The sequence below is a fragment of the Flavobacterium sp. PS2 genome (genome assembly GCF_046250155.1).
GTDB lineage: Bacteria > Bacteroidota > Bacteroidia > Flavobacteriales > Flavobacteriaceae > Flavobacterium.
In genome coordinates this window covers 1,408,162-1,422,432 of the sequence record NZ_CP176426.1, presented here as the reverse complement: position 1 = coordinate 1,422,432, position 14,271 = coordinate 1,408,162, and the positions used below count along the sequence as shown (strand labels likewise).

Here is a 14,271-nt window from a genome sequence, read left to right as displayed (position 1 = left end):
GAATGGAATTTGATTTTCTACAACCAGTTGCCGAAGAAATTCTAAACTACATTGATACATTGTCTTCTCAAGAATTGGGAAGTAAAATAGTTTTACATACAAAAGAACAGTTTCCAGATTTAGCAAAAGTAAATATTGCTATAATTGGAGTTTTAGATAATCGCGGAGATACTTCTGCGATTAGCGATGTAAACTTAAATCCTTTTCGTAAAAAGCTATATAGTATGTTTCCTGGAAACTGGGATATGACTATTGCTGATTTAGGGGATATTTTACCAGGAAATTCAATAGATGATACCTATTATCTTTTAAAAAAAATAACTGCAGCCTTAATAAAAAACAGAGTTGTACCTATAATTATAGGTGGATCTCAGGATTTAACCTATGCTTTGTATCGTGCTTACGATGATTTAGAGCAAATGGTTAATTTGGTTGCTGTAGATAATAAATTTGATTTTGGAAAAGAAAGTGAAGATTCTTCAGCAACTTCATATTTAACCAAGATTATAGTTGATGAGCCAAACAATCTATTTAATTATTGTAACATAGGTTATCAAACTTATTACAACTCGCAAGAAGAGATTGATTTAATCGAAAAATTGTTTTTTGATGCGTATCGATTAGGAGAGGTTTCGAATAAAATTGCGCTTGCTGAGCCAGTTTTTAGAGATGCTGATTTAGTGAGTTTTGATTTAAATTCAATAAAATCTGCCGATTCAGGAAATATCATCACTTTTGAGCCTAATGGGTTTAATGGGAAAGAGATTTGTTCGCTTGCTCGATATGCCGGTATTAGTGATAAAGTGTCTGCTTTTGGACTTTTTAATCATAATAATACATCGCAAGAAGCTCCTTTAATGGCGCAGATCGTTTGGTATTTTATCGAAGGGTATCATTATCGTTCTAATGAGTATCCATATGGTAGCCGAAAAAACTATTTAAAATACATAGTTCCATTAGAAGAAGAAGAGCTTGTTTTTTATAAAAGCGACAAAACTGACCGTTGGTGGATAGAAATTCCTTTTATTTCTGACGGAAGTAATAAATTGAAGAGAAATACGTTGTTATCATGTTCGTATGACGAATATTTGACTGCTTGTAATCAGGAATTACCTGAAAGATGGTGGAAAGCACAACGTAAAAATACTGTGTAATCGTTTTCGTAATAAGGTAACAGTATTTAAGGGTTTTTTGAAATGATTGTTTCTGATTTTATTAGTAGGAATAGATTTATAAATACTAAAATTTAACGTTTTATGTCGATTTTTAATGACAGTTTATCGACTAAATATTTTTTTTTTATTTTTTTTAACTTTATTTTTGAACCGTGAAATAAATTACACAAAAAGCTATTGTTTTTTAAGAAAATAATAAATAGGTTTACGGACTTATAATAATGAATAGATAATCCAAATATATATGAAGAAGTTTATTGCATTTGCGGCATTTTTAACACTAATGATTAGTTGTGGTAGGTCAAGTGACAAAGGAGAATTGGTAGGTGTTAAAGGTGGGAAATGGTATCCTGAAAAGCCTTATGGAATGACTTTAGTTCCAGGTGGGTCGTTCATTATGGGTAAGTCAGATGATGACTTAGCTCAAGTAGAAGATGCACCAACAAAAACGGTTACCGTTCGTTCTTTTTATATGGATGAAACAGAGATAACAAATAGTGAATACCGTCAATTTGTGGAGTGGGTAAAAGACTCAACAATGAGAGTTCGTTTGGCAATTATGGCAGATGAAATGGGACAAAAGCCAGGTGGCGGAACAGATGCTAAAGGTAAAAAAGGCGGAAGCATAGGAGATTATGCTTTTAATGATTCTGATCCAGAAAAAATGACAGCTTACGATAAATATATGTATGACAATTACTATAGTATCGGTACTGCTGATGATCCTTATGCAGGAAGAAAATTAAATAGAAAAGTAAAGTTAGCTAAAGGTACTCAAGCATATCCAGATGAGTATTATACAGAGGTAATGGATTCTATGTATATTCCTATAGAAGAGTCATATAATGGTTTAAGAACTATTGATGTTAATAAATTGAAATTTAGATATTCTTGGATGGATATTCAGGCTGCAGCTAAAGCTAAAGTTGGAAAGAGAAAAGATTTCGTTAAGACAGAAGAAGTTAAAGTTTACCCAGATACAACAGTTTGGATTAAAGATTTTACTTACTCATATAATGAGCCAATGCATAATGACTATTTCTGGCATAAGGCATACGGAGATTATCCAGTTGTAGGAGTACAATGGACTCAGGCAAAAGCATTCTGTGCTTGGAGAACATTAAACAAAAATACTTACATAAAATCTAAAAAGAAAGGTCATGATTTAGTGAATTCTTTCAGATTGCCTACAGAGGCAGAATGGGAGTATGCTGCTAGAGGAGGTCTGGAGTCTGCTACTTACCCTTGGGGAGGTCCTTATATCATGAGTGATAGAGGTTGTTTTATGGCTAACTTCAAGCCAAGTAGAGGAGATTATGCTGCAGATAATGCTTTGTACACTGTAGAAGCAAAATCATACGATCCAAACGGATACAATTTATACAATATGGCAGGTAACGTTGCCGAGTGGACAGATTCTTCATATAGCCCAAATGCTTACGAATATGTTTCTACTATGAATCCTAATGTTCAAGATGGTTCAAACAAGCGTAAAGTAGTTCGTGGAGGTTCATGGAAAGATGTTGCTTATTTCCTACAAGTAAGTACCAGAGATTTTGAATACGCAGATTCAGCAAGAAGTTTTATTGGTTTTAGAACAGTTCAAGATTACATGGGAACGCAAGTGACCGGGAATAAAAAGAGTAAATTATAATTAGAGAGTACAATTAAAACAATAACCAAATCCTTATTTTTAAAACCTAAAACAAACAAACAAAATTATGGCATTATTAAGTAAAAAAGCGATGAACTTCGCTTACGGTATGGGAGCAGCAGTAGTAATTATTGGAGCTTTATTCAAAATTACCCACTTTGAAATCGGACCGTTAACAGGAACCTTGATGCTTTCAATCGGATTAGTAACAGAGGCATTAATCTTTGCTTTATCTGCTTTTGAACCAGTTGACGAAGAATTAGACTGGACTTTAGTTTATCCAGAATTGGCTAATGGTCAAGCAAAAACTAAAGCTGCAAAAGTTGAAACCCCATCTGATGCACAAGGTCTATTATCTCAAAAATTAGACGTTATGCTTAAAGAAGCTAAAATTGACGGTGAGTTAATGTCAAGCTTAGGTAACAGTATCAAAAACTTTGAATCTGCTGCTAAAGGAATTGCTCCAACTGTTGATTCAATTGCTTCTACTAAAAAATACAGCGAAGAGTTATCTACTGCAGCTGCACAAATGGAATCATTAAATAGTTTATATAAAGTTCAATTAGAAAGTGCTTCAAGAAACGCAGAAGCAAACAAAGAAATCGCTGAAAATGCAGGTAAGTTAAAAGAGCAAATGCAATCTATGACTGCAAATATTGCTTCTTTAAACAATGTATATGGTGGTATGCTTTCGGCTATGAATAATAAAGGATAATTAGTTAAAAACAATTATTATTAATAAAAAACTAATTATTTAGAAAATATGGCAGGAGGAAAATTAACCCCTAGACAGAAGATGATAAACCTGATGTATCTGGTTTTTATCGCGATGTTAGCAATGAATATGTCAAAAGAAGTTTTATCTGCTTTTGGCTTAATGAATGAAAAATTTGAAAGTGCAAACGAGTCTGCTAATATGACTAATGAGCAAATGTTGATGTCATTAGACCAGAAAGCTGCTGAGGCCAAAGGAGAATTTGAAGCAGCTGCTCAAACAGCTCACAAAGTGGCAGCAATATCTAAAGATTTTTATACATACATCGGAACTTTAAAAGGTGATGTATTAAAAGGATTCGAAAAAGATAAAGAAACTGGAAAATTACCTTACGAGTCTATGGACAAAGGTGATAATATCGACAACTGGTTTACAGGTGAAGGTTATACTAAAAAAGGCGACGAAATCGTTGCAAAAATCAATCAGTATAGAGCAGATATGAAATCTGTATTGAGCGATAAAAAATATAGTGCAATTGTAGCTGAGATTGATAATAAATTTAATACTTCTGACGTTAAAAACAAAGAAGGTTTAAAAGATAAATTTTTAGCTTATAACTTTAAAGGTTTTCCAGCTGTTGCTTCAGTTGCAAAATTATCTGCTTGGCAGAGTGATGTTAAAAAAGTAGAATCTGATGTTTATAGTTCAGCTTTAGGAAAAGCGGCAGTAGCTGCAGCTTCTTATAACAACTATAAAGCGATTGTAGTACTTGATAAAAGTGCTTACTTTCAAGGAGAAACTGTTACAGGTAAAGTTGTTTTAGGTCGTTATGACGAAAACACAACTCCTACTTCATTCTCAGGTCCAGGTAAAATTGAAAATGGACAAGCTGTTATTTCGATGACTGCTGGTGGAATTGGAGAACAAAGTATTAACGGACAATTTACATTCTTAGAAGATGGAAAAAACATTCCACTTAAATTTGAAGGTAAATATGTTGTAGTACCAAAACCAAACTCTGCAACTATTTCTGCAGACAAAATGAATGTAGTTTACAGAGGAGTTGTTAACCCAATTTCAGTTTCATTTGCGGGTGTTGCTGATAATAAAGTTGTTGCAACTGCTCCAGGATTATCTTCTGCTGGTAAACCAGGTAAATATAACATGAGTCCAAGTACAGGTACTGAAACTACAATTACTGTTACAGGTACATTGCCAAATGGTTCTACAGTTTCTGACAAGAAAACTTTTAGAATTAAAGGTATTCCTGGGCCAACTGGAACAATTAGAGGAGAAATGGGTGTTGTAAAAGGACCTAAATCGAATTTAGAGATTGCTACAATTGGAGCTAAATTAGTTGATTTTGATTTCGAAGTTGGATTAGATGTTGTTGGATTTAATTTAAAAGTTACTGGACAACCTACAGTTGTAGTTTCTGGTAATAGATTAAATGCACAATGTAAATCAGTTCTTTCAAAAGCAGGTAGAGGAGACCAAGTTACTATTTCTGAGATTAAAACTAAACTTGTTGGAGCAGGAAGTTATTTATTGCCTAGAACCGCTCCAGTAATTTATGAAATACAATAATAAGTAGATCTATAAAGTAAAACTACTTCAATATTATACTGATACCATGATGAATGTAAGAAATTTTTTAATAGCTATTATCTCTATTGCAGGGAGTTATACCACATTTGCACAGTCGAATTTGCTTAATGCAAAAACACCAGCTGAAATTGGTTTAAAAACTCCAGCACAACTTGTTTCTGATAATGACAAACCATTAGCTTATGGTTATGTACATGATAGAGACGTTTTGATGGGGAAAACTGTTTGGGAAATCATTGATTTAAATGAAAAAATCAACTTTTCTATGTATTTCCCAATTGATACTGCAAATATCGGTTCGGACAGACGTTCTATGTACGATGTTTTGACAAAGGCAATTAAAAATGGTAAAATTACTGAAGTTTATACTGATAGTTATTTCAATACCAAAAAGTCTATGAAAGACATTCAATCTTCTTTATCTCGTATCGATACAACTGATGCTGGTAGAGAACAATTGAATCAAGATCCGAATGCGTATGTTACGCAAACAATCGAAAAAAAGAAGACAACTGGTAAAGGAAAAAACAAAGTAACAACTTCAGAAACTGTAACTGTTCCTGCATCTAAAACTATATCTTCTGAATATATCTTGAAAACGGATTTAACAGCTCAAGATGTTACAGAATATAAAATTAAAGGATATTGGTATTTTGACAAACGTCAAAGTGAATTGAAGTATCGTCTTTTAGGAATTTGTCCTGTTACTCCAGATGTTTACACTATTAATAGTGAAGAAAAAGATTATATTGAATTGTTCTGGGTATTCTTCCCAGATGCTAGAGGTGTCTTACATGAGGCTAAAGCCTTTAATGATAAGAACTCTGCAATGCCAATTTCTTTTGATCAAATCTTAAACTCTAGACGTTTTAATAGTACAATCTATAAAGAAGAAAACGTTTACGGAGATAGAGCTATAGAAGAATACATGAAGGATAACGCTCAGAACCAATTATTGGAGTCTGAGAGAGTGAAAGAGAAAATTAGAAATTTCGAATCAGATATGTGGAATTACTAAAATTTAATTTCCTTCTTTAATATAAAAAACTCTTACCATTTTTTGGTAAGAGTTTTTTCATTTATGTTTGTTGGCGGTAACAGTTTAATTTATTTTTTCATGATTGACTATTTAATTATTGGTTCAGGTTTAGCAGGAATTTCTTTTTCAGAAAAAGCATTGTCGCATAATAAATCTATTTTGGTAGTAGATGATAAATCGCAAAACTCATCAAAAATAGCAGGAGGTTTGTATAATCCCGTAATTTTAAAAAGATTTAGTGAAGTATGGCAAGCGCAACAACAACTTGTTTTAATGGATTCTTTTTATGCAGATATTGAAAATAAACTTGCTACAAAATTCAATTTCCAGCTACCTATTTTAAGAAAGTTTTTCTCGATAGAAGAGCAAAATAATTGGTTTAGTGCTTCAGATAAAAAGAACTTAGCACCTTTCTTGTCTACCAAATTAGTTAACAGAAAATATAACAGTATAGATTCTCCATACGATTATGGCGAAGTTTTGCACACAGGTTATGTCGATACGGCTTTATTATTAGAAAAGTATAGAGAATATTTACTTGCGAATAATTTGCTGTTAGAAGAATCGTTTGATTATAGTCAGATTGAATTTTTAGATTCAGGAATTCAATATAAAAACATACAAGCGCGTCATATTATTTTTGCAGAAGGATTTGGGTTGCATAAGAACCCATTCTTTAATGATTTGCCTCTGGATGGAACCAAAGGAGAACTATTTATTATTAAAGCAGTAGGTTTAAATTTAGACGTTATTGTAAATACAAGTGTGTTTATCCTGCCTTTAGGAAATGATTTGTTTAAAGTTGGGGCAACATATAATTGGAAAGATAAAACCGATTTACCTACGGAGGAGGCAAAGCAAGAACTCCTAGAACGCATTCGCGAAATAATTACCTGCGAGTTTGAAATCGTTGAGCATTTTGCTGGTGTTCGTCCTACAGTACAAGATAGAAGACCACTGGTAGGAACGCATAATGCACATAAAACGTTACATATCCTTAACGGATTAGGTACGCGAGGAGTAATGTTGGGACCAGCAATGGCTGAAGCTTTATTCGAAAATATAGAAAATGAAATTCCTTTGGATACCGAAATAAATATCGAACGATTTTACAGAAAGAGAAACAGGTAAATTGTTATATGTATAAACTGTTTAAACGATATAAGTCATTTAAGGAAATATAAGTTTTAGTATTTTCTTAAATGAAGTTATATGGTTGTTTTTTTTATAATTAACTTATACTTTTAATTCAAGCTATCTAGTATAATCTCTATTTTTTGATATTAGTGGTTGGGTCGTAAGAAACAAACATATTGATGTAAATGTTTCTCGACCATCTTAATACAAATGGAAATAATACAACAAGTGTTACTACAATTGCTATAAAAGAAGCTTCGATACTAGAGTTTAGGAAAACGTAGGATATGATAAAAGCAGCAATTCCTAATGCTACATTTAATCCGTAACTTACATACATTGCTCCGTAAAAAAAGGAAGGTTCAATCTGGTATTTAAGACCACAATGACTGCAAGATTCATTCATTTTTAAAACTTTGGTTAAATGTAGCGGGTTCTTGTCTTCATACATACTTTCGTTTTGACATTTAGGACAAGTTCCTTTTAAAATACTATTTAGTTTAGATCCTTTTTTGAACATTTTGAGTAAGTTTTTGTAATGTATAAACTGCGATGTAAATACTTCGAAGAGAAATTATGCAGTTGTTTTTTAAATAAAAATGATGAATTTATCCCAAAGATAATCATTGGTCATCACATTAACAATTTTCAATTCTTAATATCCCCAAACAGCCTTTTTATCTTTATAGCATAATACATTCCTTTTCACTACCTTTGCATTTTTAAAATTATAAGTAAAAGGCAATATAAATTGCAATATGTTTTAGAAAAACAAGAATGAAAAATACTGATTAGAGGTTGATTAAATAAAATATTTAAAGTTTTAGTAAGCTTAAAGAAATATTTTGTTATTCATAGAAAGGTATTTTTAATGTCTGCAAAAATTAAATTTCTAGTCAAACTAGAGATATAAATTTAAACAATCAATTAGTTTATAATAACAATAATAAATGCTTAATATACATAATTTATCAGTTTCTTTTGGAGGTACTTATTTGTTTGAAGAAGTTACTTTTCGTTTAGGTGCTGGAGACCGAGTAGGTCTTGTAGGAAAAAATGGTGCTGGAAAATCAACAATGCTAAAAATTCTTGCAGGAGATTTTAAACCAGATTCTGGACAAATCGCAACAGAAAAAGAAGTTCGAATGGGTTTCTTACGTCAAGATATCGATTTTGAACAAGGAAGAACAGTATTAGAAGAAGCCTACGAAGCCTTTACGGATATTAAAGTCGTTGAGAAAAAATTAGAACATATTAATCATCAATTGGTAACCAGAACCGATTATGAAAGCGAAGAATACAGTCAGATTATCGAAGATTTATCTGATTATACTCATCGTTTTGAGCTATTAGGAGGTTATAACTATGTAGGAGATACAGAGAAAATTCTTTTAGGATTAGGTTTTAAAAGAGAAGTATTTAATAACCAAACAGAAACTTTTTCTGGAGGTTGGAGAATGCGTATCGAGTTAGCTAAATTATTATTACAAGCTAATGATGTATTGTTGCTGGATGAGCCTACGAATCACTTGGATATCGAGAGTATCATTTGGTTAGAGAGTTTCTTGCGTAATTATCCTGGAGTAGTGGTAATTGTATCACACGATAAAATGTTCCTGGATAATGTAACCAACAGAACTATTGAAATTTCATTAGGTAAAGCATATGATTTTAATAAACCATATTCTCAGTACTTAGAATTGCGTCATGAAATTCGTGAAAAACAATTGGCTACGCAAAAGAATCAAGCCAAAAAAATAGAAGAAACAGAAAAACTAATCGAGAAATTCCGTGCAAAAGCTTCTAAAGCTTCTATGGCGCAATCGCTTATCAAGAAATTAGATAAAGTAGAGCGTATCGAGGTTGACGAAGATGATAATTCGGTAATGAATATTTCTTTCCCCGTTTCTAAAGAACCAGGTAGAGTAGTAGTCGAAGCGGATAATGTTACAAAAGCATACGGAGATAAAGTTATTCTTAAAGACATAAACCTGTTAGTGGAACGCGGAAGCAAAATTGCTTTTGTTGGACAAAACGGACAAGGAAAATCAACTTTTATCAAAGCTATAGTTGATGAGTTCGAATATCAAGGAAGCATAAAATTAGGACATAATGTACAGTTAGGTTATTTTGCTCAAAATCAAGCTGAATACCTAGACGGAGAAATCACATTGTTGCAAACAATGGAAGATGCTGCAATGGATACCAATAGATCAAAAGTTCGTGATATGTTGGGTTCATTCTTGTTCCGTGGAGATGATGTAGAGAAAAAAGTAAAAGTCCTTTCAGGAGGAGAAAGAAACCGTTTGGCGTTATGTAAGTTGTTATTGCAACCTATAAACGTTTTGCTAATGGATGAGCCTACCAATCACTTGGATATAAAATCTAAGAATGTATTAAAAGCGGCACTTCAAAAATTTGGAGGAACTTTGTTACTTGTTTCTCACGATAGAGATTTCCTTCAGGGAATGTCTAATTTGGTTTACGAATTTAAAGATCAGAAGATAAAAGAATATTTAGGAGACATTAACTATTTCTTAGAGCAACGTAATATGGAAAATATGCGTGAAGTTGAGAAAAAAGATGCTGTAAAAGCTGCTGCTCCTAAAGAAAGTAATAAAACTTCTTACGAAGATCAGAAGAAAACGAAAGCATTACAAAATCGCTTGAGTAAAGTCGAAAGTCAAATCAAACAATTAGAAAAAGATATTCAGCATGACGATAAAATGTTGGCTTCTAATTATGATAAACACATCGAAGACGCTTCTTTCTTTATGGCATACAATAAAAAGAAAAAAGATTTGGATCAATTATTATCAGACTGGGAAGTAGTTCAAGAGGAGATTGATAATTTCAACGCATAATACAGTTTTTAGTCTCAGTTTTTATTTTTTTGAAAATAAGAATATTATCTATAAACCTTTGTCAAAGTTTTCGAATTTTGACAAAGGTTTTTCAGTTTCAGCTGACATTTCACATTTTCAAAATACCTTTCACAGTTACATTATAATTCCAATCTTTTTAGAATGCTCAATGGCTTCGCTGCTGTGTTTAAAATAGCAAACAGAAACCTCAAGGTTTTCTAAATTTTTAAGGATTGCTTTCGTTGATTCTTTTTTGTTTTTACCAGTTTGCCTTATATAAACCGCTTTTACCGTTACAGGAAATATTTTGCAAATTCTTTCATATAACATTGGATCGTGTTGAGAATCATCACCTAGTAAAACATATTTTAGGTTTGGGTAAAACTCTAGGACGTGTTTGATTTTATCAAACTTATGGTCATGGTTTCCTCTGCCACTCATAAAAAAGTCGGCAATTCCGGTTTTAATATCCTTTAATAAAATTACGGCTCTTGGTAGTTCATGTATTTTGGTAAAACGAACAATAAAACTATATAAATTCCACTCGCTACTCGAGATGTAAAAAAAAGCATTTTTCTCTTCTTTGTTGTTTCTTCCTGCAGAACTTAATGCTTGATAATGCGGTACAACTTCATCAAATATTTTGCGATCATTTACGTTTCTAAACAATAAAATATATAATTTCCTGAAGAAATTATGTGTGTGCGAAACCAAAAAAGTATCATCAATATCTGATATAATCCCAAGATTTCCTTCATGAGGTCTTATAAAAGTGCTGGCACAGGATATTGTTTCGTTTTTATGAGAAATGCTAACTTGGTAATTCATCCATCCAAAACCTGTTTCCTCTTTTAAAGGAATGCAGAATTTAAAAAAACCATCATCGAGCGTTTTGGTATGAATTTGGTTCTCTCCATGTTTTAAATAAACATCGTAATTTGGGATTGTTTTTATCTGGAAAAGTTTAAGAACAGAAGTGGCATTTTTAAAACTTCGCTTTTGAAAATCATAATCATTGGCAGTCGATGGTTTAAAAACGTGTCCCATAACAATTAGTTCCTGATCATTGGCATAACCGCGATATAATTTTAAAATAGGTTTCATTAATTGCTTACTTTTGGGATAACTTGTGTAATTACTTTTGAATAAATATAAAGATAAAATTTTGAAAAGGAATATCTTATTTGTTGTAAACCCTATTTCGGGTGATCTGGATAAATCTGAGCTTATTGAGACAGTAAAATCCTATGCGGTAACGTGTCATATTAATTTAAAAGTTTACGAAACTACGGGGCAGAATGATATCAGCGAAATACAAGCGCTGTATAGCCAACATTTACCTGTTAGAATTATCGTTGCTGGTGGAGATGGTACCGTAAAAATGGTTGCCGAAGCAATGGAGGAATATGATGTTATTGTTGGGATATTGCCAGCAGGATCTGCCAACGGATTATCGGTTGATTTAAACTTACCTAAAACGCTCGAAGAGAATCTAAGTATTGCTTTTAATAACAATTATATCGAGATGGATATGATTTGTATTAACGGGAAAAAAAGTATTCATTTAAGCGATATAGGACTCAATGCCGATTTAATCAAGAATTATGAAGAAAGTGAGATAAGAGGATTTTGGGGTTATGCATCTCAAGCATATACTACTATCAAAGAGTCTGGAGATCCTTTTGTAGTATCTATTACGGCCAATAATCAGACGGTTGAACATGAAGCAAGAATGGTTGTAATTGCCAATTCTCAAAAATATGGAACAGGCGTTGTTATTAATCCAAATGGAGCTATTAATGATGGTAAATTTGAATTGGTTGTTTTAAAAAATCTTGATTTAATAATTCTTGGAAAAATAATTACGGGTAATATGCCTATCGATTCTGATGATATTGTTATTATTTCGACAGATCAAGCAGTCATAAAAACAAATCATCCAGTTAGTTTTCAAATTGATGGTGAGTATTGTGGCGCTCAGACTAAATTGGATATTCGTATTTTGCATAAGCAAATGAAAATTGCCATTCCTTAAAAATCTGTGACAAAGTTTTGAGCCAAGGATGTAAGGAACTTTGATAAAAGCCTAAGTTTAAAGTTGGTCTGCGCATTTTTGTCATTTCGACGAAGGAGAAATCTCCACAAGTAGCTCGACAATTTAAGAAAAAAACTGGGAGTTAGTTTCTTGCGGAGATTTCTCCTTCGTCGAAATGACAAGTTTGGGATTATTTTGTGTAAAACTAAAGTTCCTTACAAGCCTAGGTTCAAAACTTTGTCAAAGATAGAATATGATTATTTAAACGGATTTCGTTCTTGCCAATCTGTTTTGGGTTCCAGATAATTAAATAATTTGGCAATATTATGGTTGATTAAAGAATTGCTGTGTGTGATAAGTCCGTATAATTTTACTGGTTTTGCACCCACAGAGCTTTTAATTTCGAGAGCTGTTCTGGCAAAAATAACTTCTTTAAAATTCCTGTTTATAGAAAGTGCAATCATGTCGTAAAGCATGTTTAAATACAACATTTTTTCGCGCTGAATACTTTCGTCATACCCTAAAAAATAAGTATCCATTGCAGTTCCGTTCATGATTAGAGTATTGAAACCAATTAGTTTTCCATCAATAAAATAACCATAAAAAAGAAACTTCTCTTTTAATGTTTCTTTAAAAACTCTAAAGTGATTTTTGGCTAAGAAAAAGGTATTAAAAGGAGCATTTTTGGCTACGTGATGATACAAATCATAGATAGTATCTTCAAAAGTTATGATGTCATCTAGATCCATTTTCCTCTTTTCTATTCCTAAGGCTTTTTTGCGGGTACGTTTATATTGGTCGCGGTATTTTTTGGATAATGCATTAATATAATCTTCTTCGGTTTTCCAATCTTCATTGATTTTAAAAACCATATTTGGCTGGATAGAAAACGTGTAGCCTTTTTTAAATTCGGCAGAAAGCATATCAATTTCTGTTGCCGAAAAATCTTTGATTGTGGTGATATGGATTTTTTGCCCTTTCGATTTAAAATCTTTTTTTAATGCATTGATTCCTTTATGCAATAATTTAATTGCTTTTGGTTGGCTTATTTTTTCAGAAAATGAATAAGCATTTTGACCTGTAAGCATGTTGTTTCCAACAAATAAAACATGAGAAGCGAATTTCTTGAAAGCAAAATTACGAACGGAAGTTTTTACACATTTATCTCGTTCTCCAAATGATTCTAGCTTGTTGGAATCTAAGAATTGAGTTAGAACAATACCAACTAATTCAGAGTCTTTAAAAAGTCCGATATAATAGCACAACATATTGGTTGGTGCTGATTTTTCTAATACTTCCAGATATTCTCTTGATAAGAAAATATTATGCGTTGACAAGTCATTCCATGTTTCAGGAAGTGAGGCTGTATTAGTATAAATCTGGAAGGAATAAGATGCATTCAAGGTAAGAGTACTATATTGTTCAAATTTACTTAATAATAACAGAATAATATAATTTAGGGTTTGTTTTACTTGTAAATTTTCTAAAAAATAAATCCGTTTGATTTTCTAATTTCAAACGGATTTTATGTTTTAATTATTTATGCCCAGGCACAAATAATTCCTCCCATAATAGTTAGGGTAAGAATCCAATATCCGGCATGTACAAAAATATATTTCCAAGATTTTCTTTCGAATAAACCATTGATAGCTAACATAGGGAAAGCAAAGAATAAACCTGTCATGAAGCCATGAAGTGCTCCATGTTTAAAAGTGCGAAATGCAGTTCCGTAATCGGCCATAAAAGCTGCAAAAGAAGGTTTTGCACTTTCTATCATTGGTGGTCCGCCTACCATTCCTACAGCGCCCGATTGATGTATTGTTAATCCCGAAACAATTATAGTCATCATTAAAGAAAAGATGTATGTTAATACGAATATTTTAAGCATACTTCCTTTCTGGAGGTCTTCTTGAGTAACTCCAGCTTCTCTCATCCAGATAGTTCCAAATACTTTAGGGTTATACCAGATAAAACCAGTAACAAGAGTTGTTAGTGCCGAAGCAAAAAATGCTAAGAAATTCATTTCCATAAGATTAGGGTTTAA

Annotated in this window: 12 protein-coding genes; 8 read left to right on the top strand and 4 right to left on the bottom strand. The window is 32.2% G+C overall.

Annotated features, from left to right (window positions below):
- Nucleotides 1–2 precede the first annotated feature (2 nt).
- The 6 genes from ACJ6WR_RS06035 to ACJ6WR_RS06010 all read left to right on the top strand — a co-directional run bounded on the left by ACJ6WR_RS06035 (nt 3) and on the right by ACJ6WR_RS06010 (nt 7,322).
- Nucleotides 3–1,154 carry a formimidoylglutamase gene (locus ACJ6WR_RS06035; RefSeq protein WP_409417328.1) on the top strand — a complete coding sequence of 384 codons (1,152 nt, stop codon included), beginning with the start codon at nt 3–5 and terminating at the stop codon, nt 1,152–1,154.
- 265 nt (nt 1,155–1,419) lie between these two features.
- Entirely contained in the window at nt 1,420–2,829 is a 1,410-nt protein-coding gene (gene gldK, locus ACJ6WR_RS06030) for a gliding motility lipoprotein GldK (protein WP_039111490.1), read from the top strand.
- Between the two features lie 67 nt (nt 2,830–2,896).
- On the top strand, nt 2,897–3,544 hold the full coding sequence (gene gldL, locus ACJ6WR_RS06025; protein WP_035623274.1) for a gliding motility protein GldL: 648 nt from the start codon (nt 2,897–2,899) through the stop codon (nt 3,542–3,544).
- Between the two features lie 48 nt (nt 3,545–3,592).
- Entirely contained in the window at nt 3,593–5,131 is a 1,539-nt protein-coding gene (gene gldM, locus ACJ6WR_RS06020; RefSeq protein WP_409417327.1) for a gliding motility protein GldM, read from the top strand.
- A 49-nt stretch (nt 5,132–5,180) separates the two neighbouring features.
- On the top strand, nt 5,181–6,170 hold the full coding sequence (gene gldN, locus ACJ6WR_RS06015; protein ID WP_039118764.1) for a gliding motility protein GldN: 990 nt from the start codon (nt 5,181–5,183) through the stop codon (nt 6,168–6,170).
- 99 nt (nt 6,171–6,269) lie between these two features.
- Nucleotides 6,270–7,322, top strand: a complete 1,053-nt coding sequence (locus tag ACJ6WR_RS06010; protein WP_409417326.1) for an NAD(P)/FAD-dependent oxidoreductase — start codon at nt 6,270–6,272, stop codon at nt 7,320–7,322.
- A 139-nt stretch (nt 7,323–7,461) separates the two neighbouring features.
- On the opposite strand, the gene ACJ6WR_RS06005 is transcribed toward ACJ6WR_RS06010, so the two are convergent.
- Nucleotides 7,462–7,848: a DUF983 domain-containing protein gene (locus ACJ6WR_RS06005; protein ID WP_039118733.1), complete on the bottom strand. Its 387-nt coding sequence runs from the start codon at nt 7,846–7,848 to the stop codon at nt 7,462–7,464.
- Between the two features lie 430 nt (nt 7,849–8,278).
- Here ACJ6WR_RS06005 and ACJ6WR_RS06000 point away from each other — a divergent pair, with 430 nt between their 5' ends.
- On the top strand, nt 8,279–10,192 hold the full coding sequence (locus ACJ6WR_RS06000; RefSeq protein ID WP_039111487.1) for an ABC-F family ATP-binding cassette domain-containing protein: 1,914 nt from the start codon (nt 8,279–8,281) through the stop codon (nt 10,190–10,192).
- Nucleotides 10,193–10,327: 135 nt separating this feature from the next.
- On the opposite strand, the gene ACJ6WR_RS05995 is transcribed toward ACJ6WR_RS06000, so the two are convergent.
- Nucleotides 10,328–11,296 (bottom strand): App1 family protein, encoded by a 969-nt coding sequence (locus ACJ6WR_RS05995; protein WP_039111486.1) that lies wholly within the window; start codon nt 11,294–11,296, stop codon nt 10,328–10,330.
- 61 nt (nt 11,297–11,357) lie between these two features.
- Here ACJ6WR_RS05995 and ACJ6WR_RS05990 point away from each other — a divergent pair, with 61 nt between their 5' ends.
- On the top strand, nt 11,358–12,227 hold the full coding sequence (locus ACJ6WR_RS05990; protein WP_409417325.1) for a diacylglycerol/lipid kinase family protein: 870 nt from the start codon (nt 11,358–11,360) through the stop codon (nt 12,225–12,227).
- 257 nt (nt 12,228–12,484) lie between these two features.
- Here the strand turns inward: ACJ6WR_RS05990 and ACJ6WR_RS05985 are convergent, their stop codons facing one another.
- Together ACJ6WR_RS05985 and ACJ6WR_RS05980 are read right to left on the bottom strand one after the other, a co-directional pair.
- The gene (locus tag ACJ6WR_RS05985) at nt 12,485–13,630 is read right to left on the bottom strand and encodes a peptidogalycan biosysnthesis protein (protein ID WP_409417324.1); all 1,146 of its coding nucleotides are present in this window, start codon (nt 13,628–13,630) and stop codon (nt 12,485–12,487) included.
- A gap of 137 nt (nt 13,631–13,767) precedes the next feature.
- Entirely contained in the window at nt 13,768–14,256 is a 489-nt protein-coding gene (locus ACJ6WR_RS05980) for a DUF1761 domain-containing protein (protein ID WP_039111483.1), read from the bottom strand.
- Between the last annotated feature and the right edge of the window lie 15 nt (nt 14,257–14,271).

Bases quoted from the DNA above. Each gene is read 5' to 3' on its own strand.
- ACJ6WR_RS06035 (WP_409417328.1), top strand. From the start codon at position 3: ATGGAATTTGATTTTCTACAACCAGTTGCCGAAGAAATTCTAAACTAC.
- gldK (WP_039111490.1), top strand. From the start codon at position 1,420: ATGAAGAAGTTTATTGCATTTGCGGCATTTTTAACACTAATGATTAGT.
- gldL (WP_035623274.1), top strand. From the start codon at position 2,897: ATGGCATTATTAAGTAAAAAAGCGATGAACTTCGCTTACGGTATGGGA.
- gldM (WP_409417327.1), top strand. From the start codon at position 3,593: ATGGCAGGAGGAAAATTAACCCCTAGACAGAAGATGATAAACCTGATG.
- gldN (WP_039118764.1), top strand. From the start codon at position 5,181: ATGAATGTAAGAAATTTTTTAATAGCTATTATCTCTATTGCAGGGAGT.
- ACJ6WR_RS06010 (WP_409417326.1), top strand. From the start codon at position 6,270: ATGATTGACTATTTAATTATTGGTTCAGGTTTAGCAGGAATTTCTTTT.
- ACJ6WR_RS06005 (WP_039118733.1), bottom strand. From the start codon at position 7,848: ATGTTCAAAAAAGGATCTAAACTAAATAGTATTTTAAAAGGAACTTGT.
- ACJ6WR_RS06000 (WP_039111487.1), top strand. From the start codon at position 8,279: ATGCTTAATATACATAATTTATCAGTTTCTTTTGGAGGTACTTATTTG.
- ACJ6WR_RS05995 (WP_039111486.1), bottom strand. From the start codon at position 11,296: ATGAAACCTATTTTAAAATTATATCGCGGTTATGCCAATGATCAGGAA.
- ACJ6WR_RS05980 (WP_039111483.1), bottom strand. From the start codon at position 14,256: ATGGAAATGAATTTCTTAGCATTTTTTGCTTCGGCACTAACAACTCTT.